A 24,688-nucleotide genomic window follows, 5' to 3' on the forward strand; every position below is an offset into this window, starting at 1 on the left:
TGGTACGCCACTTCCGCGTGGGTACCATCTGGGCCGAATGCTCTTGTCCGGCAGGGGATTACCGGCGCTGCGCCGGGTGCTGGTGGTCTCCGGATCGGTCGGGCTCGTTGTCCTCGTCGGGCTGCACGTCCTCAACCGCGGCACCCCCGTGGACACCTGGGGACTCGGCAACACCGTGCTCGGCTTCGGGCTGGGGCTGACCGGCGCGCTGCTCACCGCTCGCTTCCCGGGCAATCCGATCGGCTGGATCTTCCTGGTCGGCGGCGTCGGGCAGAGCCTGTGCGGAGCATCGCGGGAGTGGGCGATCTACGCCGCGCTGACCGACCCCGGCTCACTGCCGGCACCGGAGTGGGCGGCCTGGGCGAGCGGCTGGCTGCAGCAGATCGGGCTGGCCACCTTGCCGCTCGTCCTGCTGCACTTCCCCGATGGCCGGCTCGTGTCATCGGGCTGGCGGCACGTGCGCAGGCTCGTCGTCGTGGTGATGGGCGCGACCCTGGTGTTGTCCGCCGTCCAGCCGGGCCGGTTCGAACCCGACGTGCCGCTGACCAACCCGATGGGCATCGACGCGATACCCGGTGACGCGCTGTGGCCTGCCTTGTCGGCCGCCACCGTGCTCGTCGTGCTGCTCGCGGCAGTCAGCCTGCTGGTGCGCTGGCGCCGATCCGATGTCGAGGACCGGCAGCGGATGCGCTGGGTCACCGCAAGTGCGGGCCTGCTCGCCGCCGAGGTCGTCTTCGAGATGACGGTCAACCTCGGTTCGATCCAGCATTACACCGCGTCGATCGCGCTACTGCTCTTCGTCGGGACCATCGGGTATGCCGTGCTGCGACACCACCTCTGGGATCTCGACGTGCTTGTCAACGTCTCGGTCGTCTGCACCGTGCTGACCGCCGTCGCCCTGGGCATCGTCATGCTCTCGGCCGTCGTGGTCGACGCGATCGTCGGATCCGCGTCGGTCTGGCCGGTGGCGGGGGCGATCCTGCTCGTCATACTCCTGTTCCGGCCGTTGCGGCACGGAATCCAGTCCGCCACCGACCGGGTGCTCTACGGTCGTCGGCCCGACCCGCACCGCACGCTGGCCGGTCTGGGCCGGAGGGTCGGATCGACGGGGGCGGCCGAGCCGGTGCTCGCCGAGGCGGTCGACGCCATCGCGGCTGCGTTCCTGCGCCTCGATCACGTCGCCATCCGGACGGCCGACGGTGTCGTCTCCCGCGGCACCGCGCGTGCCGAACTCGTAGGGCTACCAATTGTTTTCCGAGGTACTCAGATCGGCCGGCTGGAGGTGGCCGCCCGTCCGGGAGCAGCGCTGCGCGGAAAGCCGCTGGCACAGATGCACGAGCTCGCCGACGAAGTCGCGCCGCTGGTCCACGCGGTCATCCTGCGTGAGGCGGTCGATCAGCTGCGGCGTGAACTCGCCTCCGCTCGAGAGGAGGAACGGCGCCGCCTGCGCCGGGACATCCACGACGGGATCGGGCCGGCGCTCGCCGCGGTCGCCCTACAGGTCGACGGCGCCGCCACGCTGGTCGACAGCTGCCCCGAGGTGGTCAAGGAGGTCCTGCTCCGGGTGGCCGGTCAGGTCGGTGACGTGCTGGCCGACATCCGACGGTTGGTGCACGAACTGCGCCCTCCGGTGCTCGACGCGCTCGGGCTCTCGGCGGCCGTCGCGCAACTCGCGACGACCTTCGCCATACCCTCCGCGGCGAAGTCGCCGGGCCTGCTGGTGACGGTGGATACACCGGACTCGCTCGGGAAACTGCCGGCCGCGGTCGAGGTCACGGCATACCGGGTCGTCGCGGAGGCGCTGAGCAACGTCGCCCGCCACTCCGGTGCCGGGACGGCGACGGTCGTCCTCGCGCGGGGTCCCGGGCTGCTGCGCGTCGTGGTCGAGGACGACGGGGTCGGCCCGCCGCCGGACGGGCCCTACGGCGTGGGGACCATTTCGATGATCGAGCGAGCGACCGCGATCGGTGGGGACTGCACGATCGGGTCATCGGCCACGGGCGGGGTGCGGGTCAGTGCCCTGCTGCCGTTGGGGGACGGTCCCGCTCGGGACGAGGAGGTGTCGTGACCGACACCGGGCCGATCAGCGTGCTGATCGTGGACGATCACCCGATGTTCCGGGAAGGGCTGCGTTTCGTCCTGTCCGCGGCCGGGGACATCGAGGTGGTCGGCGAGGCTGCGTCCGGGCAGGAGGCGGTCGACCTGGCGTTGGAACTGCAGCCCGACGTGGTCATCATGGATCTGGCGATGCCGGGCATGCTCGGGATCGAGGCGACCCGGGCCATCGTCACCGCGAGCCCGCACATCGGCGTGCTGGCACTGACGATGTTCGACGACGACACCAGCGTCTTCGGCGCGATGCGGGCGGGCGCTCGCGGCTACCTCCTCAAGGGCGCCGACCACGCGGTCATCTCCCAAGCGATCCGGTCGGTTGCGCGCGGTGAGGTGATCGTCGGCAGCACGGTCGCCGCGCACATCCAGCAACTGCTCGCCTCGCCTGCCGCACCAGCCGCATTCCCGGGTATGACGGCGCGCGAGCAGGAGGTGCTGGAGCTGATCGCCCGCGGCCGCGACAACGCCCGGATCGCGCGTGCTCTGGGCATCTCGGGCAAGACCGTGCGCAATCACGTGAGCAACGTCTTCACCAAACTGCAGGTAGCCGACCGGGCAGCCGCAATCGTTCGCGCCCGCGAGGCCGGCATCGGTGTCCCTGGGGGCCGCGAGCACCCGACGGCCTGACCGGGTCTTCGCGCAGTGGACCGTCACGCGTGTGGGCGAAGGCGAATAGAGTTTTGGGATGACCACCGCGCTCTACCGTCGTTATCGGCCCGAGACCTTCGCCGACGTCATCGGCCAGGAGCACGTCACCGAGCCGCTGATGCAGGCGCTGCGGACCGGCCGGGTCAACCACGCCTATCTCTTCAGCGGTCCTCGCGGCTGTGGGAAGACGACCTCGGCGCGGATCCTCGCGCGCTGTCTCAACTGCGAGCAGGGGCCGACCCCCACGCCGTGTGGGCTGTGCGAGTCCTGTGTGGCGCTGGCCCGTGGCGGGTCCGGCACCGTGGACGTGATCGAGATCGACGCGGCCAGTCACGGTGGTGTCGACGACGCGCGTGACCTGCGGGAGCGGGCGTCATACGGTCCGGCGCAGTCGCGCTACAAGATCTACATCATCGACGAGGCGCACATGGTGACGCCGCAGGGCTTCAACGCGCTGCTGAAGATCGTCGAGGAGCCGCCGGAGCACGTGAAGTTCGTCTTCGCGACGACCGAGCCGGAGAAGGTCATCGGGACCATCCGCTCGCGCACCCATCACTACCCCTTCCGACTGGTGCCCCCGGCGCGGCTGACCGATTACCTGCAGCAGTTGTGCGACGCCGAGGGCGTCGCCGTCGAGCCTGGTGTGCTCTCGTTCGTGACGCGCGCGGGTGGCGGGTCGGTGCGTGACTCGTTGTCGGTGCTCGACCAGTTGATCGCCGGGTCGGGGGAAGAAGGACTCACGTATGCCGGAGCCGCCGCGCTCCTCGGTTTCACCGATGGTGAGCTGCTGGACGCGACCGTCGACGCGCTCGGCGCTCACGACAGCGGTGCGGTCTTCCGGCAGATCGACCGGGTGGTCGAATCCGGCCATGACCCAAGGCGATTCATCGAGGACCTGCTCGAGCGGCTGCGCGACCTGATCGTCATCGCCGCCGTCCCGGACGGCGCGGCGCAGGTGCTGCGCGGTGTGCCGGAGGACCAGTTGGACCGGATGCGCCAGCAGGCGGCATCGTTCGGGCCGGGGGAGCTGTCCCGCGCCGCCGACATCGTCAACACCGGCCTGTCCGAGATGACCGGCGCCACCGGCCCGCGGCTGCAGCTCGAGCTGATCTGTGCGCGCGTGCTGTTGCCGGCCGTGTCCGGCGAGCAGGGGTATGCCGCCCGCCTGGACCGGCTCGAGCGCCGGATGGACATCGGTGGCGCGCCCGCGGCCGATGCTGGTCGAGTAGGGCCGAGCCACCGCGAGTCGCAACCCACAGCCGGTCGAGTAGGGCCGAGCGACGCCGAGGTGCCCGCGGAGTACTCGGGGGCTGCAGGCCCCGACGAAGTATCGGAGGAGCGAAGCGAGGGAGAGCTTCGTTGGGTGCAGGGCAGCGGAGGAGAAGCTTCGGGGGGTGGCCAGGAGGGCCGTGTCGAGACCCCGCAATCGCAGCCCGTGCAGCAGCAGGCGCAGCCCGTGCAGCAGCAACCCGAGGCACCGCAGCCCGAACCCGCCGCGGCAGCGGAACCACCCGCGCCGCCCGCGGGCGCGGTGAGCACCGACGCCGTACGCCGTGCCTGGCCCGACGTGCTCGACCGCATCGCCCGCAGCAAGCGGGTCACCTGGGCACTGCTCAGCCAGCACGCGCACGTCGCCGACTTCGACGGCGAGACGCTCGTCCTCGGCACCAGCAGCCCGGGTCTGGCGTCCGCGGTCGAGCGAGCGCCGCACCCCGACGTCGTGGCCGCCGCGCTGTATGACGCCCTCGGCATCCGCGCTCGCGTGACGGCCCGTGCCGACGCCGGCGCACCCACGCCGAGCCTGCCGCCGGAGCCGGACGAGGGTCCGGGGTCAGGCCCAGGACAGGGTCCGGGTCAGGGCCCGAGCGCGCCCGGCGACCAAGGTCCTTCCGGTGGCTCCGGGCCACGGAGCAACCCGACTGCTTCCGAGAGCGGTGGCACAGCTGCCGACATACCGACCGGTCGTCCCGGCCCGCAGCAACCGAGCGGCGGACCGGCCGATGCCGCACCGCCGACCGACCATGCACAGGGCAGCGGGCGGCAGCCGGCCGCTGCGCAGCCGCCCGCGCGCCGGTCGCGTGCGGCCGAGGCACTCGCCCAGGCAGGGCTCTCCGCGTCCGCCGGCGCATCCGACAGCGGTGGCGGGTGGGGCTCGGTCAACGCACCGCCTCCGGAGTGGGCGACGGCCGAAAACCCGGCGGCACCAGTCAAATCCGACGAGCCGGCGGAGGCCAAGAAGGAAGAGATCACCGAGTCGATGGACGACGAGGACGTCGACGACCCCGGCCAGGTCGGTTTGCCGGTGATGCAGTCGGTCCTCGGTGCCACTGTGATCGATGAGCAGGTCGACTGATGCACGAGCGCACCGGGCGGCCACAGGGCAGGGAACGGCGATGACCGGAGGCCCGCTCTATCCCCTCTCGCGGATGACGGTCGCACCGTTGCTCCGAGCGATCTGGCGCCCGAATGTCGAGGGTCGCGACAACGTCCCGAGGTCCGGAGGCGTGCTGATTGCCAGCAACCACCGATCGTTCGTCGACAGCGTCGTCATACCGCTCGTCGCGCCGCGCAAAGTGGTCTTCCTCGCCAAGGCCGAATACTTCACCGGCAAAGGCCCCAAGGGGATCGCTTCGCGCACCTGGTTCAACGCGATGGGGATGATCCCGGTCGAGCGCGATGACTCGCGGGCCGCGGTCAACTCCCTCGACCAGGCACTGCGGGTGCTGCGCGAGGGCGAGGCATTCGGCATCTACCCGGAGGGGACCCGGTCACGGGACGGCCGCCTCTACCGTGGCCGCGTCGGTGTTGCGCACCTGGCGATGCAGGCCGGCGTGCCGGTCGTCCCGGTCGGCCTCCTCGGCACCCCGGAGGTGCAGCCGATCGGCACCAACATCCCGCGGCTGGCGAAGGTCACCGTGAAGTTCGGAGAGCCGCTCACCTTCGGCGAGGCATACCGGGCGATGCCGGCCGGTAAGGCGCGGCGCCGGGCGACCGACGAGATCATGGCCGCCATTGCCGCGCTGTCCGGCCAGGAGCGCGCGTCGTCATACAACGAACGCCCGCCGGGCTGAGGGCCGAGATCAGACGAGACCCGCTGCTTTCCAGCGGGTCAGCAACGAATCGACGGCCGCCAGCTCACCTCGCTCGTGCCACGCGAGCCGGCGGAGCAACTTCGTCGCAGTCCAGACTTCCTTGCCGGGCCGGTGTTGCGCGCTGCGGGGCATGGACGTGAGGACCGACCGCACATGCCGCTGTGATGCGCGCAGTTCATCCGGAAGCCGCTCGACCCGATCCTTGGCCTGCAGCCCGGTCTGTGGAAGGTAGTAGCGCGATTCGGTGTCACAGATGTGCCAGAGTGTTTGCCGGATGGTGCGCCAGCGCGCCCAATCGGGCAGGTCGCGGTCCGGATCATCGAAGTCGAGCACTCGCGGAGGCAGTTCGTCGAGCATGCCGATCGTCCGCTCCCGTTGTTCCGTCAAGATCGCGAGCGTGCGGTCGAGCTCGGCATCGGAGGCCGGCACGAAGTCCCGCTGAAACGCCTGCTCGTCGCCGGCCGAGCGCTCCGCAGCGGTCGCGGGTCCGTGATGCGTCGTCCAGGCGGCCATCGCGAGGTCTTCGGACGGCCCCTGCTCGCAGACACCCCACAGGTCGAGGTCGAAGCTCCACACCGCCGCGCCGTTCGAGGTCGCCATATCGACCGGGCTCTCGAGGTGGACACCACGCGGCGAGTTCATGGCGAAGCACGTTACGCCCGCCGAGAGTGCAGTTGCGGTCGTTCGGGCGACGGTGCAACGACCGCTGGTCCACGCCCGGCGCAGAATTCGGTCGTATATGAAGCCGATTCGCCGCGAAGATGTCCAGGTGACCTTGCAGCTCGCACCCGATTTCTCGGCCGCGCAGTGGATCAGCGACGAGCTGCGCCGGCAGGACTGGTGGCGGCTGGTGACTCGGGGACCGCTGGGTTTCGAGGCGTATGCCCGGCTGCGGTTCATCCCCGACCCGGCATACCCGGGTATGTCGGAGAACGACTTCGAGGCACAGGACGACCTGCCGGACGAGCAGGAGAGCCTGCAACAAGTCGTTGCAACACTGGTCGGGCACACGCAGACACCGGACGATCTCTACTTCGCGATCTGGGACGGCTGGCCGTCCGGCGTCTCGCAACTCGACGTCCCGAAGTGGTCGCTCACCTATCGCGAGTTCGTCCTGTTGCGAGGCGGATCCGCCGACTTCCAGAAGTGGCGCGCTCCGCAGTGGCCGGATGAACACGGCAGGGATGACCTGCCGACCCCGGCATACGTCTGGCCGGCCGACCACGAGTGGTGCGTGACCCAGGATGTCGACCCGCATTTCGCGGCGATCGGTGGCAGCGCAGCCGCGATCGAGGCGCTGCGCGCGGAGCCCGACCTCGACCTGGTGGCCGACGATCCAGCTGTCGACCCGCCGTTCTACTTCTGACCGTTCCTTCGGACCGACCCGGTTTGCCGAGTGACGGCTCTCTCGCCGAGTGACGGTCCGATCGCGCCGTCACTCGGCGAAGAAGCCGTCATTCGGCATGGGGTGGCGCTGGTGGGCGAGGCGGGCGCGCGTCGTCGGGCCGGGCGATTAGGCTCGACCACTGTGTATGAAGGTGTGGTCCAGGACCTGATCGACGAGCTCGGCAAGCTACCGGGAGTCGGTCCGAAATCCGCGCAGCGGATCGCCTTCCACCTGCTGCAGGCCGACCCCGCCGACGTCACCCGGCTGACCGAGGTGCTGACGACGGTGCGCGAGAAGGTCCGCTTCTGCGAGCGCTGTTTCAACGTGGCGGAAGACACGTTGTGCCGCATCTGTCAGGACCCGCGCCGCGACGAGAAGATTCTCTGCGTGGTCGAAGAACCCAAGGACGTCGTCGCCGTCGAGCGGACCCGCGAGTTTCGCGGCCGGTATGCCGTGCTCGGCGGTGCGATCAGCCCGATCGACGGCATCGGCCCGGACGACCTGAAGATCACCGAGCTGGTCCGTCGCCTCGGCGAGGAGCCGATCGAGGAGATCATCCTGGCCACCAACCCCAACCTCAACGGTGAAGCGACCGCGACCTACCTGTCCCGGCTGCTGCGCACGATGGGCTTGCGCGTCACACGTCTGGCGTCGGGCCTGCCGGTCGGGGGAGACTTGGAGTATGCCGACGAGGTCACTCTCGGCCGCGCATTCGAAGGACGGAGAGTTGTCGATGCCTGAGACACCTGACACCGAAGCCCTACAGGTCGGTGCGCTGGCCGCGGAGACCGCACAGGACGCACGCGCGTTCTGCGAGTCCGTGCGCCAGCTCGCCTCCGGGTCCGCCCCGGACGCCGCACTGCCCCTGATGCTGCTGATGCTCTCGCAGCTGCAGGTCGCGGGCGCGCGGCTGGGCGCCGTACAAGATGTCGTGCCGGAGGAGCGGTTCGAGGCGGACCCCGGTCCGGAGAGCAACCTCGACGCGCTGCGGATGGGGCTGGCCAACCTGCTGGACGGCATCGACGACTACGCCGACGTCGTCGACCCGCTCACCTCGGTCGAGCCGGCACGTGGCGCGCTGTCCGACGACCTGGCCGACATCGTCGGCGCGCTCGAGCACGGGCTGGTGCACTTCGACCACGGCCGGCTCAGCGAAGCGCTGTGGTGGTGGCAGTTCAGCTACCTGTCGCAGTGGGCGGTGCGTTCGTCGGCAGCGTTGCGCGTGGTGCAGACGATCCTGGGTCACCTTCGGCTGGACGCGGACGACGAGACGGTGGCCGACGCGGAGTTCGAAGCGCTGCACCCCTGATCGGCATACGCGGCGGGCGAGTAAGCGACGCGAGTAAGTGACGACTGTAGTGACTTATTCGCCGTAGCTCGCTGATCGACGCGAGTAAGTGGCGACTGTAGGGACTTATTCGCCGGCGGAGCTGCTCAGACCGACGACGTGGTCCGGGCCTTGTCGTCGCCGGCGTCCGGCGTCGAACCTGCGGCGGTGTCGACGATGGCGTCATCGCCCGACCGGGAGGCGCGCAGCAGCTCTTCCTTGTCGAGCGCCGGACTCCACGGGTTGTGCCCGAAGAGCAGCCACACAGCCAGGACCGACACGGCCAGACAGGCGTAGCCGGCGAACGCGTCGAAGATGAAGTGGTTGGCGGTCGCCATCACCACGAAGACGGTCCAGATGCCGTAGGACAGGCCGATGATCCGGATGAGCTTGTGGCGTGCGACGAAGAACACCGACAGGCCGACCCACATGGCCCATGCACAGTGCAGGCTGGGCATGGCGGCATACAGGTTGGAGTGGTCGGCGACGGCCGGGCTGCCCCACGAGCCGAACGTCTTGAAGTAGACCACCGTGTCGGTGAAGCCGCTGCCCTCGAGCAACCGGGGCGGCGCCATCGGGAAGAGCCAGAAGCCGATCAGGCCGAGGACCGTGGTGAAGACCAGCACGGTGCGTGCGGTCTTGTAGATGCGGCGGTGCATCCAGAACAGCCAGATCAACACCGCGCCGGTGATCGGCAGGTGGAAGAACGAGTAGTCGTAGTTGGCGATCTGGGCGAGCCACTCGTGCCGCATGACGAAGTGGTTCATGGTCAGCTCGATGTCGAGCCCGATGCTCTGCTCGAAGTCGAAGAGGTCCCAGCCGCGGGCCAGCGCCTCCGCCTCGCGGGTCGGCACCAGGTTGCGCAGATGCTCGTAGACCACGTCGAGGACGATGAGTACGACGACCTCGAACCACCAGTGCGGTCGCCGGTAGGCACGCCAACCGAGCGGCAGCAACGCCGGGCCGGACTCGGCGCGACGTTGCTTGGTAGTGAGGTCGCTGACCCCTCCCGAACCACTCGACACACGACAAGTCTGGCACTGAACGCCCACACACCGAAATCACGGGCTGTTCACGGAGTGTTCGTGATAGCGCGCGCGTCGCGCGCGCCGCAGGGTGAGGGGTCCGTATGGCGGCCGGAGGTCCCGGCATACGGGCGGCAGGGAGGTACGGCGCCGCGCTCGTTAGAATCAAGCTTCCGCATCCATTGACGTCGACCCGTGAAGGGAACCTCGACCCGTGCCTCTCGTTGTCCAGAAGTATGGCGGCTCATCGCTCGCCGACGCCGAAAGCATCAAGCGGGTCGCCAGGCGCATCGTGGACACGCGCAAGGCCGGCAACCAGGTGTGCGTCGTGGTCTCCGCGATGGGCGACACGACCGATGAGCTGCTCGAGCTGGCCGATGCCGTCACGCCGTCCGCTCCCGAGCGCGAGCTCGACATGTTGCTCACCGCGGGTGAACGCATGTCGATGGCGCTGGTGTCGATGGCGATCGCCAACCTCGGTGACAGCGCCATGTCGTTCACCGGCTCCCAGGCCGGCGTCATCACCGACGACGTCCACGGCAAGGCGCGCATCATCGACGTCACGCCCGGTCGCATCACCGAGGCGCTCGCCGACGGTCACATCGTGATCGTCGCCGGGTTCCAGGGCGTCAGCCAGAACACCAAGGAGATCACCACGCTCGGCCGTGGCGGCTCCGACACGACCGCGGTGGCGCTCGCTGCCGCACTCGACGCCGACGTGTGCGAGATCTACACGGACGTGGACGGCATCTTCACCGCCGACCCGCGCATCGTGCCGAGCGCACACAAGATCGACCAGATCAGCAACGAAGAGATGCAGGAGATGGCCGCGTCGGGCGCCAAGGTCCTGATGTTGCGGTGCGTCGAATACGCCCGACGGTTCAACCTGCCGATCCACGTGCGCTCGTCGTTCAGCTACCGCGAGGGCACCTGGGTCCACCCAGCAGAAGGAGAAGAAGACGTGGAAGCCCCGATCATCGCCGGCGTCGCACATGACCGCAGCGAGGCCAAGATCACGGTCGTCGGCGTCAAAGACACGCCGGGCAGCGCCGCGGCGATCTTCAACCTGATCTCCGCGCAGCAGGTCAACATCGACATGATCGTCCAGAATGTCTCGGCCGTCGCCACGGGCCGGACCGACGTGTCCTTCACGCTGCCGAAGACCGACGGTCAGCGCGCCGTGCAGGCGCTGCAGGACGCCAAGGGCGACCTCGGCTTCGAGTCGCTGCAGTATGACGACCAGATCGGCAAGGTCTCGCTCGTCGGCTCCGGGATGCGCAGCCACCCCGGTGTCTCCGCGACGCTCTTCCAGGCGCTCGCCGATGCCGGCATCAACATCGAGATGATCTCGACCTCGGAGATCCGGGTGTCGGTCGTCACCAAGGGTGACCTGCTGGACGACGCCGTGCGCGCCATACACACCGCGTTCGGGCTGGACTCGGCCGACGGAGAAGCCGTCGTCTACGGAGGTACCGGCCGATGAGCAACGGACTCAACATTGGCGTCGTCGGCGCGACCGGTCAGGTCGGTGGCGTCGTGCTGCGGCTGCTCGCCGAGCGCGACTTCCCTGTCGAAGAGCTGCGGCTCTTCGCCTCGGCCCGGTCCGCCGGCCGCGAGATAGACTGGCAGGGCAAGCGATTGGTGGTCGAGGATGCCTCGACCGCCGACCCGACCGGACTGGACATCGCGATCTTCTCCGCGGGCGGTGCGACCTCTCGTGAGCAGGCGCCGCGCTTCGCGGCTGCCGGCGTCACGGTGATCGACAACTCGTCGGCGTGGCGCAACGACCCCGAGGTGCCGCTGGTCGTCTCGGAGGTCAACCCCGAGCAGATCGCCGACCCACCCAAGGGCATCATCGCCAACCCCAACTGCACCACGATGGCCGCGATGCCGGTGCTGAAGCCGCTCACCGACGCGGCCGGACTGCGCCGGTTGATCGTCGCGACCTACCAGGCGGTCTCCGGCTCCGGTCTCGCCGGCGTGGAGGAGCTGGCCGGGCAGATCCGCCAGGGCGTCGAGGGCAACCTCGAGGGACTGGCGCACGACGGTTCGGCCGTCGAGCTCGGCCCGGCAAGTGCGTATGTCGCCCCGATCGCCTACAACGTGCTGCCGATGGCCGGCTCGGTCGTCGGCGACGGCAGCGAGGAGACCGACGAGGAGCAGAAGCTGCGCAACGAGTCGCGCAAGATCCTCGGCCTGCCCGATCTCGCCGTCGCAGGCACTTGCGTGCGCGTGCCGGTCTTCTCGGGCCACTCGCTGGCGATCCACGCCGAGTTCGACAAGGCGATCACGCCTGACGAGGCCCGTGCGGTGCTCGCCGTGGCGCCGGGTGTCGTGGTCACCGACGTGCCGACCCCGTTGGAGGCGGCGGGTCAGGATCCGTCATACGTCGGACGCATCCGGCAGGACCAGTCGGTGCCGGACGGCAAGGGACTGGTGTTGTTCGTCTCGGGCGACAACCTGCGAAAGGGCGCTGCTCTCAACACGATTCAGATCGCCGAGGTCATCGCAGCTTCTTCAAGACAGGCACAGGAGGCTTGAGATCCGCCCCAGTTGCAGCGAGCCCGCGAGCGCAACGTGGGCGGAACGCAAGCCACATAGCGGCAGGGCGATGACGCAATGACCGAGGGCAAGCCCACGTTGGCGGTAGTCGGCGCGACGGGTGTCGTCGGGCTGTCGTTGCTGTCCCTGTTGCCGACCCGTGACGACATGTGGGGCGAGATCCGGCCGATCGCATCGGGTCGCTCCGTCGGCCGCCGGGTCTCGATCCTCGGCAAGGACGTCGTCGTCCGCGAGCTCAACCCCGCGTCGTTCGACGGTGTCGACGTCGTGGTCATGGCGGTGCCGGCCGATGTGTCGGCGCAGTGGTCTCCGATCGCGGTCGGTGCTGGTGCCGTGGTGATCGACAACTCCGGTCATTTCACGGCTCAACCGGACGTGCCGCTCGTGGTGCCCGAGATCAACCCGGACGCCGCGCGGCAACCTCCGGCGGGCATCATCGCCAGCCCGAGCGCGGCCACGCTGATGATGGTCGGCGCACTGCACTCGCTGCACAGTTCGTGGCAGTTGACGTCGGTCGTCGCGACCACTTTCCAGGCCGTCACCGACGCCGGAGTCTCCGGTGCACTGCGGCTGTATGACGAGACGATGGAGCTGGCGGGCAACCAGAGCGTCGGCCAGTCGCCGGGTGACGTCCGTCGGATGCTGTCCGACCTGGGGGAGTCGCCCTTCCCGGCGCCGGTGGCGTTCAACGTGATTCCGTGGGTCGGCCAGGAGGCCGACGACGGGTCTACCGACTCCGAGGAGACGGTGCGCGAGGAGCTGCGCTCGCTGCTGCGGGTGGCGCACCTGCCGGTGGCGGTGACCTGCGTACAGGTGCCGGTGGTTCGGACGCACTCGGTGTCGGTCCACGCGACCTTCGCGACCGACACCGACCGCAACGACGCGGTCAGGGTGCTCACCGAGTCGTCGAACTCCGTTGTGGTGCTTGATGATTCGGCTGCGTCACTGGACGACGCCTGGCCGACGCCGGTCGACGTGGTCGGCGCCGACCCGATCTTCGCCGGTCGCGTGCGGCGGCTCGAAGGTTTCCCGAACGCCATCGAGCTGTTTATCTGCGCGGACAACCTGCGCAAGGGCTCGGCACTCAACGCGCTGCAGATCGCCGAGCTGACCATCTAGGCTCACCCCACGAAGTTCTCCTCCGCTTCGCTCCCCCGATACTTCGTGGGGACCCCGAGTTCGTTGGTCCCGACTTCGCGGCAGCAATTTGAGGGCCCGTATGCTTTTGCGGTGCATAAGGTTTGGTTATTCACGGCGCGCATCGCGGCGATGCTCGCCACGCTCTTCCTGCTCGCTGGTGTGTTCCTGGCGCCACCCGCCCACGCTGCGACCGACAAGCCGTCGGGGTTGCCCAAGACACTGAGGGTCGGCACCGAGGGTGTCTATCCGCCGTTCAGCTATTACGATGCCTCCGACAAGCTCACCGGCTACGACGTCGACTACATCAAAGAGGTCGGTAAACGACTCGGTGTGCAGGTCAAGTTCGTCGAGACACCGTGGGATTCCATGTTCTCGGCACTGCAGTCCAAGCGCATCGACCTGGTCGCCAACCAGGTCACGCTGAATCCGGAGCGCAAGGCCAAGTACGACCTCTCCTCGCCATACATCTCCACGACCGGCGTGCTGGTCGTCGCGTCCGACAACAAGTCGATCAAGTCGCTGAAGGACCTGAAGGGCAAGCGGGCCGGCGAGAACATCACCAGCAACTGGGCGGCGACCGCCAAGAAGAACGGCGCGACCGTCGTCGGGGTTGACGCGATGGACAAGGCGATCAGCGCACTGACCCAGGGCCGGGTCGATGCCATCGTCAACGACAAGCTGGCCGTCAAGAACTACCTGAACACCAAGGGCACCAAGGGCGTCAAGATCGTCGCGACCACCGACGACAAGAGCGAATCGGTGTTCGCTGCCCGTCGAGGCAGCAGCTACATGCCGGCGATCGACAAAGAGATCCGGGCGATGCGGCAGGACGGCACGTCGCAGAAGCTCTACGACAAGTACTTCGGTGCGAAGGCCGCCGAGAAGTCCGGCACCAGCGACTGGCAGGTCGTCAAGGACAACGCCTGGCCGATGCTGAAGGCCACCTTGAAGACGACCATCCCGTTGACCGTCGTGGCCTTCCTCATCGGTCTGCTCATCGCCGTGCTGGTCGCGTTGATGCGACGCTCGAGCGTGCTGGTGCTCAGCTGGATCGCGCGCGTCTTCATCTCGATCATCCGCGGCACCCCCTTGCTGGTGCAGCTGGTGATCGTCTTCTACGGATTGCCCGAGATCGGCATCAAGTTCTCGACCTTCATCTCGGCGGCGATCGCGTTGAGCCTCAACGTCGGTGGGTATGGCGCCGAAATCGTGCGGTCGGCCATCTCCTCGGTGCCGGACGGCCAATGGGAAGCAGCCGAGACGATCGGCATGGACTACCGCACGTCACTGAGACGGGTGATCCTCCCGCAGGCGTCACGGATCGCGGTGCCACCGCTGGGCAACACGTTGCTGTCGCTGGTGAAGGACACGTCGTTGACGTCCATGATCCTTGCCCTCGACCTCTTCCACCAGGCACAGATAGCCGCGGCGCCCACTTACAGCTACTTCGCCCTCTACTGTGCCGCGGCGGTCTACTACTGGGTGATCTGCTTCATCCTCAACCATTTCCAAGGCCGACTCGAGACTCGACTGAACAGGTACGTGGTTCGATGAGCACCCCACGAAGTTTCTCCCCCGCTTCGCTCCTCCGAATACTTCGCGGGGACCCCGACCTGCTCCCCCGAATACTTCGCGAGGACCCCGCATGACTGATCTGCTGCAGGCCACCTCGCTGGCCAAGAAGTTCGGTGACCACGAGGTCATCAAGGACGTGTCCTTCAGCGTGCCCCGCGGCACGGTGACAGCGATCGTCGGTCCGTCCGGTTCGGGCAAGACCACGCTGCTGCGCGGTCTCAACGCGCTCGAGCGTCCGGACAGCGGCATCGTCCAGATCGCTGACGTATCAGTTGATTTCGCGAAGATCCGAGCGTCCCGCCGTGGCCGGCTGGGGTCGGCCGACCGTGCGTTGCTGCGGCGGTATCAGGCCCACAGCGGCATGGTCTTCCAGGGACACAACCTCTTCCCGCACCGCACCGCCCTGCAGAACGTCACGGAGGGGCCGATCGTGGTGCAGCGGGTGCCCGCAGCGGAGGCGACCGAGAACGCGCGTGCCCTGCTGGCGAAGGTCGGCCTCGCCGATCACGCCGACAAGTTCCCCTATCAGCTGTCCGGCGGGCAGCAGCAACGCGTGGGGATCGCGCGGGCGCTCGCTCTCGAGCCGGACCTGCTGCTCTTCGACGAGCCCACGTCCGCCCTCGACCCCGAGCTGGTCGGCGAGGTGCTCGACGTCATACGACAGTTGGCGAAGGAGGGTCGCACGATGGTGCTCGTCACGCACGAGATCCGCTTCGCGCGGGATGTCGCCGACGAGGTGCTCTTCATCGACGGTGGCCTGGTGGTGGAGCGTGGCCGGCCGCGCGATGTCCTGGACCACCCGAAGCACGAACGCACGCAGGCGTTCCTGCGCCGTCTGCTGGAGGTATGACGCAGGGGCCCCACAGGATGCCTCTCCGGCGAGGTTAGATTGGCCGGACCATGAGCGAACACCCCACGAAGTTCTCCTCCGCTTCGCTCCCCCGATACTTCGCGGGGACCCCATGAGTGACGTTGCCGACTGCCGCGACGCGTTCGCCGCTGCCGCCGAGGTCTTCTCGGGGCCGCTCTATCGGCACTGGTGCGCGCTCGCAGCGGCGGAGGCCGGGCCGGACGATCGGACGTTCACGGCCTTCGCGCCATACGGGCTGGACTTCGCGAACTGGCAGTCGGCACAGCGCCTGTTGCGCGCGACGAGCGAGGAGTTGCGGAGTCTCGGGCCGAGCAGACCGCTCGCTGCCTACTTCCCGGTGCTGCACGGCACTTTGCCGCCGGACGGGCGTTCCTACCAGCTGTGGACCGAGCTGCTGCGCGACCGGCGCGGACCGATCGGCCGGCGCCTGCAGGAGCGACCATTGCCGCTCAACGACCCGCAGTCCGGCGTGCGGATGCTGCGCCTGGTGACCGAGCACCTGCGGGACGTCTATGCCGATCCGGTGACGATCGACCTCGTCGCCGTCGGCGCGGCAGCCGGGCTGGAGCTGGTGGCCGATGCGTTCGAGCCGGAGCTGCTGGCCGGGCAGCGCATCGCCTCCCGCCGGGGTTATGACCTTTACCCGTTGCACCCCGGTCACGCCGGCGTCCTCGACCGCATGCTGTCCCAGCTCGAGCCCGAGCAGGTCGCGGCGCAGGCCCGGGTGCGACGTGCCGTCCGCCTGGTCGACGAGCAGGACATCGTCGTCTCGCGCCGGGACGCCTTCGACGTGGTGTCGGCGGAGGGGTTCGGATTCGGCCGCCTGCCGGTGGTGTTCGGGTCCTCGTTCCTGTGCATGGTGGACGACCGGGCGCGGATGGACGAACTGATGCGTGCCCGACATGCAGAAGGCATCTGGGTGGCGGACGAGTCGGTCGGGGTCCTGCGTTCGGTCAGTGAGGCCGCGGTGCTGCGCGATGCGGCACCGACGGCGCGTGCGACCCGGCTGGCCCACTATCGCGCGGGTGAGTTGCTCGCGGAGACCGTGCGGGTCGAATAGCAACCCGGTCGTTTCCTGGCGGCATACAGCTGTAGTTGTCAGAATGGCGGCACATCGATGCGCAGGAGGCCGCCCCATGGAAGTTCCACTGATCGTCCGTGATTTCCTCGACCGTGCCGAGACGGTCTACGGCGACCGGGTCGCGATCGTCGACGAACCCGACCAGCCGGCAACGCCTTTCGACGGTGGCACGGTCACCTACCGCCGGATGGCCCAGCTCGCCCGGGCGCAGGCCGCCGGCCTCGACGCCATGGGCGTGCCCGTGGGCGGTCGCGTCGCGGTGGTCTCGCACAACAGCGCGCGGCTGCTGACCTCCTTCTACGGCGTGAGTGGTCATGGCCGGATCCTCGTGCCGGTCAATTTCCGACTGTCGGTGCCCGAGGTGCAATACATCGTCGAGCACTCCGGGGCCGAAGTGCTCATGGTCGACCCGGAGCTGCGGCACCTGCTCGACAAGGTCGACTGTGACCGCAAGTTCGTGCTCGGCGAGTCCGACGGCGAGATCTTCGGGTCCACCGCCGAGCCGCGGGAGTGGGAGGGCGACGAGCACGCGACCGCGACGATCAACTACACGTCCGGGACCACCGCCCGACCGAAGGGCGTCCAGCTGACCCATCGCACCAACTGGCTCAATGCGACCGTCTTCGGTTGGCAGGCAACGGTTTCCGACGAGGACGTCTACCTGCACACGCTGCCGATGTTCCACGCCAATGGGTGGGGTATGCCGTTCGCCGTGACCGGCATGGGTGCGCGGCACGTGGTGCTGCGGAAGGTTGACGGCACCGAGATCCTGCGCCGCGTCGAGGAGCAGGGAGTGACATTGATGTGCGCCGCACCAGCCGTCGTCGCAGCCGCGCTCGACGGTGCGCAACAGTGGGACGGGCCGGTCCCCGGGCGTGACCGCACCCGGATCGTCGTCGCCGGTGCGCCGCCGCCGACCCGCACCATCGAGCGGGTGCGGGAAGAACTCGGCTGGGAGTTCATCCAGATCTACGGTCTCACCGAGACGGCGCCGTTGCTGACGATGAGCCGAATGCGTTCGGAGTGGGCCGACCTGTCACCGACCGACCAGGCGCGCAAGCTGGGTCGCGCCGGCTACCCGGCGGTCGGAGTGCGTATGGCGGTCGACGGGACCGGCGAGGTGCTGTCCCGCACCAACCACAACCTCGAGGCCTACTGGGAAAACCCGGAGGCAACCGCCACCGCGCTGGCCGACGGCTGGTTCCACACCGGCGACGGCGGACACATCGAGGACGGTGCGGTCGTGATCGCCGATCGGAAGAAGGACGTCATCATCTCCGGTGGCGAGAACGTCTCGTCGATCGAGGTCGAGGACGTGCTCATGTCGCATCCCTCGGTGCGCGAGGTGGCGGTGATCGGCATACCCGACGATAAGTGGGGCGAGCTGGTGACCGCGCTCGTCGTGGCCGACGGCGAGGTGACCGAGGAGGAACTCATCGCTCATGCCCGCGAGTCGCTGGCCGGCTACAAGGCTCCCAAGCGGATCGAGTTCCGGGACGAGCTGGCCCGCACCGCGACCGGCAAGCTGCAGAAATTCAAGCTGCGCCAACCGTTCTGGGCCGACCAGGACAGGCAGGTCAACTGAGTGGCCGCCCCACGCGAGCTGTCCGGCATCGGTCGCGCGGTCCAGGGCGCGATCTACGCGGCGGGCGTCTACGGGCACAAACCGAAGGTGCCGGTCGAGCCCGCCGCGCTGTATGACGCCGCCCGCCGCAAGATGAGCCCGCAGGCGTGGTCGTATGTCGCCGGCAGCGCCGGCATGCAGCGCACCGATCGGGCGAACACCGCTGCGTTCGAACGCTTTCCGATCGTCCCACGCGTGCTGCGCAACGTGTCGGAGCGGTCCTTGGACGTGACGCTCTTCGGGCGCGACCTGCCGGCACCGGTTCTGTTCGCGCCGATCGGGGTGCTGGAGATGGCGCACAAGGATGCGGAGATCGCCGTGGCGCAGGCCGCCCGCTCGCTCGGCCTGCCGATGGTGCTGTCCACGCAGGGTTCCGTCCCGATGGAGCGCACCGCAGCGGAGCTGGGCACGAATCCGATGTGGTACCAGCTGTATTGGAGCAACAACGACGACCTGGCCAAGTCGTTGGTGCAGCGCGCCGAAGCAGCCGGCGCACAGGCCATCGTCGTCACCCTCGACACGCACCTACTGGGGTGGCGCACCAAGGACCTCGACCTGGGCTACCTCCCGTTCGCCCGGGGCGAGGGGATCGCGCAGTACCTCACCGACCCCGTCTTCCAGCAACTGGTCCGCGATAAAGCTGGTCCAGACACACAAGCGGGTCGAGTAGGCCGAGCCCCCAAGGGCGAAGCCGTATCGGGACCAACCACCTCAGAGCGCCCGACTCCGGCCGCCATACGCACCCTGCTCTCGATCACCCGCCATTACCCGGGCAAGCTGGCCGACAACCTGCGTTCACCGCTACCACGGACCGCGGTTGAGACGTTCCTCGACGTCTTCCCTTGCCCGGCGCTCACCTGGGAAGATCTGGCCAAGCTGCGGGAGTGGACCCGGCTTCCCATTGTTCTCAAGGGGATCCAGTCCGTCGATGACGCGCGTATGGCGCTCGACCACGGTGTCGACGGCATGGTGGTGTCCAACCACGGCGGCCGCCAGATCGACGGCGCCGTGGCGTCCCTGGATGCACTTGCCGAGATCGCGCCCGCGGTCGAGGGGCAGGTGCCGGTGCTGTTCGACAGCGGCATCCGCAGCGGTGCAGACATCTTCAAGGCACTGGCGCTGGGTGCAGCCGCTGTGCTGGTCGGGCGCCCATGGCTCTACGGCCTGGCCTTGGACGGCGCCGCGGGCGCGGAAGCCGTCATGGAGCGGCTGCTCGCAGAGCTCGACCTGACGATGGCGCTGTCCGGCGTCGCATCGATCGACGAGATCACCCGCGACTGCCTGAGCAGCTGACCCGAGCGCTAGGTCGCGCTGCACTCCACAGATCGGCGACGCCGAACTGTTCGGGATTGTTCGGGCTACGTGAATACCTGGCTCTTCCTGCCGACGATGGTCGACACGAGCACCGGCTCGGCGTCACTCGTGTCGGTGCATTGAACTCAGGGAAGGGACGAACAATCATGCGTAGGAAACTGTTCGGCGGAATGGCCATTGTCCTGCTCGCCGGAGGACTGAGCCTCGCCTCGATGACATCGGCGGAAGCCTCCGGTGCACAGAGCTGGACCCAGACAAGCTGCAACTACAACGGCGGCAACATCTCATACACCTATACCTCCGCCGGCGGATCGACCGTGACCACGGCCGCATCGGTCGGCGGCTCCTTCTTCGGGACCGAGAACGCGTTGATCCAGGCAGTCGCCAAGAAGTACACCGAATCGGAGAAGTGAGTCTCAGCGCACGACGACGGGCGTGCGCTCGTCGCTGAACGCAGTTCCGCGAGAACATTTTCGAGAGAGGGAACAACCATGAGAACGACAGCACGCGCACTCGCCGTGCTCGCCATCGCGGCGAGCGGCATCTTGATGCACGGCGCCTCGAGTCGGGCCGAGGCACTGCCTTCGGTGACCACTTGGTGCGAGGGCACGACCCTGCACATATCGACGTCCAGCGGTGGCTCGGGAACGATTTCGAACTCGGTGAAGTGCACCGGAGCCGCGAGCCAGAGCCAGTCCCAAAGCCAGTAGAGCATCGAACGCGCGATGAGCCGGTGGCTGTCCGGGACAGCCCACCGGCTCACCGCATCCCAAGCAGGTGATGGGTTGTGGGTTGCCGGGGCAGGGTCAGGTCAGGTCAGGTCAGACGACGGTGATCTGCGGGCCGTAGAGCTCGATGGCTGCCAACGCCCGATCGTGGTTGGCCGAAGTGGACCCGGCGCACAGGTCTGACGCGATGCGGATCGTTGCTCCGGCATCGGCTGCAGCGAGCGCGGTGGACAGGACGCAGCAGTCCGTGGACACGCCGGCGAGCGTCAATCGCGGTGTCAGACCGACGGTTTCGGCGATCGCGGGCCACTTGCCGAAGGTCGGAGCCGTGATGACGGGGACCTGTTCGGTGAACTCCGCCAACTCCGGCACCACCGCGTAGAGCGGATCGGAGTCCGGGACCTGGGCGAACGGCCACTGCCGGTAGTAGTCCACCCACGAGCCGCGAGGATCCGGGTCCGCGACGAAGCGGGTGAAGACGACGCGGTCGCCATACCACTCAACCGCGGTGCGGATCCGGGGCACCGTGTCCGCCCACATCGGCGAACCCCACTGCGACGTCTGCGGATCGGCGAAGATCAGCTGCGCGTCGATGACGACGAGCCAGTTGTCGACGGGCGAATCCGCCTGTGCTGTCACCGGATCAGGCCTTCGTGACGGCGGGCGCGGCGTCGGGCTCAGCAATCGGTCCGGTCTCCTGCATCGCCACCTTCTGGCGTCTCAGGATGTATGCCGCCAAGAACGACAACACCAGCGCGGCTATCACACCGAGGTTCGCATAAGCCCAGTTACCGCTCCACGAAGCGGTTTTCGCGTCATACGTGCCGAGGCCCAGCGGGTGCAGCAGATAACCCTGCCAGTTGTTCCAGGACGCGTCCTGTGCGTAGTTGTTGACCACCAGGCCCCAACCGATCAGCGACGTGATGACGAGGATGCCGATCGAGGTCCAGTCCCAAGCACCGTAGCGGCCGGCCGGATCGAAGAGATCCTCCTCGGCATACGAACGCTTCCGCAGTGCGATGTCGGCGATCATGATGCCCGCCCACGAGGCGAGCGGCACACCCAGCGTGATGAGGAACGATTGGAACGGGCTGGCGAAGCTCTCCGCGACGAAGACGACGTAAATCGTTCCGAGAGTGAGGATCACGCCGTCGACCAGTGCCGCCGTGGGGCGTGGGATGCGGACGCCGAGGGAGAGCAGGGTGAGCCCCGAGGAGTAGATGCCGAGCACCGCTCCGCTGACCAGCGACAGGATCGCGGCGATCAGGAACGGCACGAGGAACCACGTCGGCAGGATCTCTGCCAGCGCGCCGATCGGGTTGGCCAGGATGCCGCTCGCGACCTTCTTGTCCGACCCCGCCAGCAGCAGGCCGAAGATCACCAGGATGACCGGAGCGATAGCACCACCGAAGGTGTTCCAGACGACGATCTGTCCACCCGAGGCGTCGCGTCGCTGGTAGCGCGACCAGTCTGCGGCGATGTTGATCCAGCCCAGTCCGAAGCCGGTCATCACCATGACCAGGGCGCCGATGGTCTGCTGCCAGCTCCCGGACGGCATCGCGGTCACCTTCGACCAATCGATGTGTGAGGCGGCGACGATCATGAAGACGATGGTGATGATGCCGGTGATCCAGGTCAGCCAGGACTGCATCCGCATGATGATGTGGTAGCCCGCGACGGACGCGAGCACCACGAGCGCGGCCACCACGATGCAGGCGATGATCTTGGTGGTGGTCCCGCCGCCCCAACCGAGTTGGTGCATGACGGTCGCGGTGGCGAGCGTCGCGTTGATGGTCAAAAAGGTCTCCCAGCCGATCGACGTCAGCCAGCTGATCACGCCGGGGACCTTCTGGCCGGTCACGCCGAATGCCGCGCGGGACAGGATCATCGTCGGCGCCGAGCCGCGCTTGCCGGCCAGCGCGATGATCCCGCACAGGGCGAAACTCGCGATGACACCGATCAGGACCACCACGACCGACTGCCAGAACGAGATGCCGAAGCCGAGCACGAACGCGGCGTAGGAGATGCCGAAGACCGACACGTTCGCGGCGAACCACGGCCAGAAGAGGTCGCGCGGCTGCGCCGTCCGCTCGGCCTCCTCAATGATCTCGATCCCCGTCGTTTCCACACCGAGACGCCGCACGTCCTGCTGGGTTTCGTTCATTGCGAGAGCATGGCAGATCAGCGGCTGCGAGGGACTCGGTTTTCCGCCGCGTTCGGCGGTTCGCAGCGTGTATGGCGAGCGGGAACAGCCGACGCCGCGTGTTTGTTCAAATTTGTATGAAAGCATTCGGGTTCCTCAGTTTCGGTCATTACGCACGGGTGCCGGGGTCGCGGACGCCCGACGCAGCCAGCGTGCTGAAGCAGTCGGTGGACATCGCGGTCGGCGCGGACGAGATAGGCGTGAACGGCGCCTACTTCCGCGTCCACCACTTCGAGCGGCAGCTGTCCTCCCCGATTCCGTTGCTGTCCGCGATCGCGGCCCGCACGCAGCACATCGAGGTCGGCACCGGGGTCATCGACATGCGCTACGAGAACCCGCTGCAGCTGGCGGAGGAGCTCGGCGCCCTCGATCTGCTCGCCGACCAGCGGATCGCCATCGGCATCTCCCGTGGCTCACCCGAGACCGCGCAGCGCGGCTACGAGGCGTTCGGCTACACCGGTGCGCAGGACCCGCGGGGCGGCGACATCGCACGAGCGAAGTTCGCGACCTTCCTCGACGCGATCGGTGGTGAGGGAATGGTGGCCGCCGACCCGCAGCGTGCGATGCCCGGCACCCGGTTGCGCATCGAACCACGCTCCGACGGTCTGCGGGATCGCATCTGGTGGGGGTCCGGCTCACGCGAAACAGCCGAATGGACAGGCGAACTCGGCCTGAACATGATGTCGTCGACGCTGCTCACAGAGGCCAACGGCGCATCCTTCGCCGACCTGCAGGCCGAGCAGATCGAGCGCTTCCGGACGGCGTATGTCGCAGCAGGTCACACCGGACGGCCACGCGTGTCGGTGTCCCGCAGCATCTTCCCGATCGTCGACGAGCGCGACGCGGCATACTTCGGCGGCGCCCGCGACAGCGACCAAGTTGGCGTCATCGACGGGTTCCGGTCGACGTTCGGCAAGACGTATGCCGACGAACCCGATCGGCTCATCGAGCAGCTACGCGCCGACGCCGCCGTGATGGCCGCGGACACCGTCATGCTGACGATCCCGAACCAACTCGGCGTGGACTACAACCTGCACGTGCTCCGGGCGTTCGCGCAACACGTCGCGCCGGCGCTGGGCTGGCGCGCGAACACCGAAGGCCCGGTGCAGGGGGACGAACCGGCCGAGTGAGCCCGATGTGATGGTTACCATCCGGTAGGTACAGTGATCGGTGCCCTGCCCGCCACGGGAAACCGGAGTGATCACCGATGACCGAGCAGTCGCCCGGCCTCGCACGACCCGCGCCAGTTCCAGGCCAGGCGCCGACGACGGGTGGCACGCGACGCCCCTGGTTGATCGGGATCGTCGCCGCCTTCGTGGTGGTGGCGTTGGTGGTCGGCGCCGAAGTATTCGCCCGGCATCAATTGCGCAGCAAGGTCTCGGATGCGATGGCGAACGGTCTGCACACCTCACGTGTGGACGTCGGTATCGGATCCTCGCCCGCGCTGCTCGACCTCGGGCGCGGCACGATCGATCAGGTGTCGCTGAACGCCCGGAAGGCGACGGTCTGCCAGGTGCGCGATGTCTCACTGGACGCGAAGGTCCACGACGTCTCGACGTCGCCGTCCGGTGGTCGGATCGGGGCCTCGGAGCTGACGCTGACGCTGACCGGGAAGTCGCTCAACGACCTGCTCGCCGGCTCCGGCAAGGCGGATGGCGTGACGGCGACGACCCGGTCCGGATCGGACACGGTGCGACTGACCGGCCTGGGCGGTTTGGCTCGTGTGCAGGTGCGGCCGAAGGTGACCGACGGGAAGCTCGACTTCACGGTCGTGTCGGCGTCGTTCGCCGGACGCCCCGTGCCTGCCGCGCAAGCGCAGAAGCTGCTCCGTGGGGGTGGCGCCAACCGGCTCGAGGAGTTGCCACTCGGGCTTCGCGCCACAGCCGTGCAGGTCACCGACGCCGGGCTGGAGACCAGCTTCCGTGGCGAACCGACCACGCTGCCGGAGGGCAAGCAGCCGCTGAGTTGTGCAGGAGGGTGAATGTGGTGAAAACCATTG

Annotated in this window: 22 protein-coding genes; 18 read left to right on the forward strand and 4 right to left on the reverse strand. The window is 68.0% G+C overall.

The window, feature by feature from the left end:
* The first annotated feature begins 37 nt into the window (after positions 1-37).
* From IEX71_RS07025 to IEX71_RS07040, 4 genes are read left to right on the forward strand one after another with little or no spacing between them, the layout of a single operon-like run.
* Positions 38-2,068 carry a sensor histidine kinase gene (locus tag IEX71_RS07025; RefSeq protein ID WP_188836258.1) on the forward strand — a complete coding sequence of 677 codons (2,031 nt, stop codon included), beginning with the start codon at positions 38-40 and terminating at the stop codon, positions 2,066-2,068.
* Positions 2,065-2,739: a response regulator gene (locus IEX71_RS07030; protein ID WP_229749538.1), complete on the forward strand. Its 675-nt coding sequence runs from the start codon at positions 2,065-2,067 to the stop codon at positions 2,737-2,739. The genes IEX71_RS07025 and IEX71_RS07030 overlap by 4 nt, the downstream gene beginning before the upstream one ends.
* A 58-nt stretch (positions 2,740-2,797) precedes the next feature.
* On the forward strand, positions 2,798-5,113 hold the full coding sequence (locus tag IEX71_RS07035) for a DNA polymerase III subunit gamma and tau (protein WP_188836259.1): 2,316 nt from the start codon (positions 2,798-2,800) through the stop codon (positions 5,111-5,113).
* Between the two features lie 40 nt (positions 5,114-5,153).
* Positions 5,154-5,831 (forward strand): lysophospholipid acyltransferase family protein, encoded by a 678-nt coding sequence (locus tag IEX71_RS07040; protein WP_188836260.1) that lies wholly within the window; start codon positions 5,154-5,156, stop codon positions 5,829-5,831.
* A gap of 9 nt (positions 5,832-5,840) precedes the next feature.
* On the opposite strand, the gene IEX71_RS07045 is transcribed toward IEX71_RS07040, so the two are convergent.
* Complete coding sequence (locus tag IEX71_RS07045; protein WP_188836261.1) at positions 5,841-6,494, reverse strand: hypothetical protein; 654 nt, start codon at positions 6,492-6,494, stop codon at positions 5,841-5,843.
* A gap of 127 nt (positions 6,495-6,621) precedes the next feature.
* Here IEX71_RS07045 and IEX71_RS07050 point away from each other — a divergent pair, with 127 nt between their 5' ends.
* The 3 genes from IEX71_RS07050 to IEX71_RS07060 all read left to right on the forward strand — a co-directional run bounded on the left by IEX71_RS07050 (position 6,622) and on the right by IEX71_RS07060 (position 8,548).
* A complete protein-coding gene (locus tag IEX71_RS07050) occupies positions 6,622-7,218 on the forward strand; it encodes a hypothetical protein (protein WP_188836262.1) in 597 nt (198 codons plus the stop codon).
* Between the two features lie 162 nt (positions 7,219-7,380).
* Positions 7,381-7,980, forward strand: a complete 600-nt coding sequence (gene recR / locus IEX71_RS07055) for a recombination mediator RecR (RefSeq protein ID WP_188836263.1) — start codon at positions 7,381-7,383, stop codon at positions 7,978-7,980.
* On the forward strand, positions 7,973-8,548 hold the full coding sequence (locus tag IEX71_RS07060; protein ID WP_188836264.1) for a DUF5063 domain-containing protein: 576 nt from the start codon (positions 7,973-7,975) through the stop codon (positions 8,546-8,548). The genes recR and IEX71_RS07060 overlap by 8 nt, the downstream gene beginning before the upstream one ends.
* Before the next feature lie 125 nt (positions 8,549-8,673).
* On the opposite strand, the gene IEX71_RS07065 is transcribed toward IEX71_RS07060, so the two are convergent.
* A complete protein-coding gene (locus tag IEX71_RS07065; RefSeq protein WP_188836265.1) occupies positions 8,674-9,591 on the reverse strand; it encodes a phosphatase PAP2 family protein in 918 nt (305 codons plus the stop codon).
* A gap of 214 nt (positions 9,592-9,805) precedes the next feature.
* Here IEX71_RS07065 and IEX71_RS07070 point away from each other — a divergent pair, with 214 nt between their 5' ends.
* The 9 genes from IEX71_RS07070 (at position 9,806) to IEX71_RS07110 (ending at position 20,171) form a co-directional block, all read left to right on the forward strand.
* On the forward strand, positions 9,806-11,074 hold the full coding sequence (locus tag IEX71_RS07070) for an aspartate kinase (protein WP_188836266.1): 1,269 nt from the start codon (positions 9,806-9,808) through the stop codon (positions 11,072-11,074).
* Positions 11,071-12,132 carry an aspartate-semialdehyde dehydrogenase gene (locus IEX71_RS07075; protein ID WP_188836267.1) on the forward strand — a complete coding sequence of 354 codons (1,062 nt, stop codon included), beginning with the start codon at positions 11,071-11,073 and terminating at the stop codon, positions 12,130-12,132. The genes IEX71_RS07070 and IEX71_RS07075 overlap by 4 nt, the downstream gene beginning before the upstream one ends.
* Before the next feature lie 78 nt (positions 12,133-12,210).
* Positions 12,211-13,272, forward strand: coding sequence for an aspartate-semialdehyde dehydrogenase (locus IEX71_RS07080; protein WP_188836268.1), 1,062 nt, complete (start codon positions 12,211-12,213; stop codon positions 13,270-13,272).
* 111 nt (positions 13,273-13,383) lie between these two features.
* Positions 13,384-14,847, forward strand: a complete 1,464-nt coding sequence (locus IEX71_RS22725) for an ABC transporter substrate-binding protein/permease (RefSeq protein ID WP_308420958.1) — start codon at positions 13,384-13,386, stop codon at positions 14,845-14,847.
* Between the two features lie 91 nt (positions 14,848-14,938).
* Complete coding sequence (locus IEX71_RS07090) at positions 14,939-15,718, forward strand: amino acid ABC transporter ATP-binding protein (RefSeq protein ID WP_188836269.1); 780 nt, start codon at positions 14,939-14,941, stop codon at positions 15,716-15,718.
* 112 nt (positions 15,719-15,830) lie between these two features.
* Entirely contained in the window at positions 15,831-16,799 is a 969-nt protein-coding gene (locus tag IEX71_RS07095; protein ID WP_188836270.1) for a DUF2332 family protein, read from the forward strand.
* Between the two features lie 76 nt (positions 16,800-16,875).
* Entirely contained in the window at positions 16,876-18,405 is a 1,530-nt protein-coding gene (locus tag IEX71_RS07100) for an AMP-binding protein (protein ID WP_188836271.1), read from the forward strand.
* The gene (locus tag IEX71_RS07105) at positions 18,406-19,737 is read left to right on the forward strand and encodes an alpha-hydroxy-acid oxidizing protein (RefSeq protein WP_229749539.1); all 1,332 of its coding nucleotides are present in this window, start codon (positions 18,406-18,408) and stop codon (positions 19,735-19,737) included. It abuts the gene before it with no gap.
* A 167-nt stretch (positions 19,738-19,904) separates the two neighbouring features.
* On the forward strand, positions 19,905-20,171 hold the full coding sequence (locus tag IEX71_RS07110; protein WP_188836272.1) for a hypothetical protein: 267 nt from the start codon (positions 19,905-19,907) through the stop codon (positions 20,169-20,171).
* Between the two features lie 408 nt (positions 20,172-20,579).
* Here the strand turns inward: IEX71_RS07110 and IEX71_RS07115 are convergent, their stop codons facing one another.
* Complete coding sequence (locus tag IEX71_RS07115) at positions 20,580-21,125, reverse strand: cysteine hydrolase family protein (RefSeq protein WP_188836273.1); 546 nt, start codon at positions 21,123-21,125, stop codon at positions 20,580-20,582.
* A gap of 4 nt (positions 21,126-21,129) precedes the next feature.
* Complete coding sequence (locus tag IEX71_RS07120) at positions 21,130-22,650, reverse strand: purine-cytosine permease family protein (RefSeq protein WP_188836274.1); 1,521 nt, start codon at positions 22,648-22,650, stop codon at positions 21,130-21,132.
* A 116-nt stretch (positions 22,651-22,766) separates the two neighbouring features.
* On the opposite strand from IEX71_RS07120, the gene IEX71_RS07125 reads away from it, so the two are divergent.
* Both IEX71_RS07125 and IEX71_RS07130 read left to right on the forward strand, forming a co-directional pair.
* Entirely contained in the window at positions 22,767-23,819 is a 1,053-nt protein-coding gene (locus IEX71_RS07125) for an LLM class flavin-dependent oxidoreductase (protein WP_188836275.1), read from the forward strand.
* Between the two features lie 77 nt (positions 23,820-23,896).
* Positions 23,897-24,670, forward strand: coding sequence for an LmeA family phospholipid-binding protein (locus IEX71_RS07130; RefSeq protein ID WP_188836276.1), 774 nt, complete (start codon positions 23,897-23,899; stop codon positions 24,668-24,670).
* The last annotated feature ends 18 nt before the right edge of the window (positions 24,671-24,688 follow it).

Origin of the sequence: Flexivirga endophytica (assembly GCF_014640635.1) — a bacterium.
Classification (GTDB): domain Bacteria; phylum Actinomycetota; class Actinomycetes; order Actinomycetales; family Dermatophilaceae; genus Flexivirga; species Flexivirga endophytica.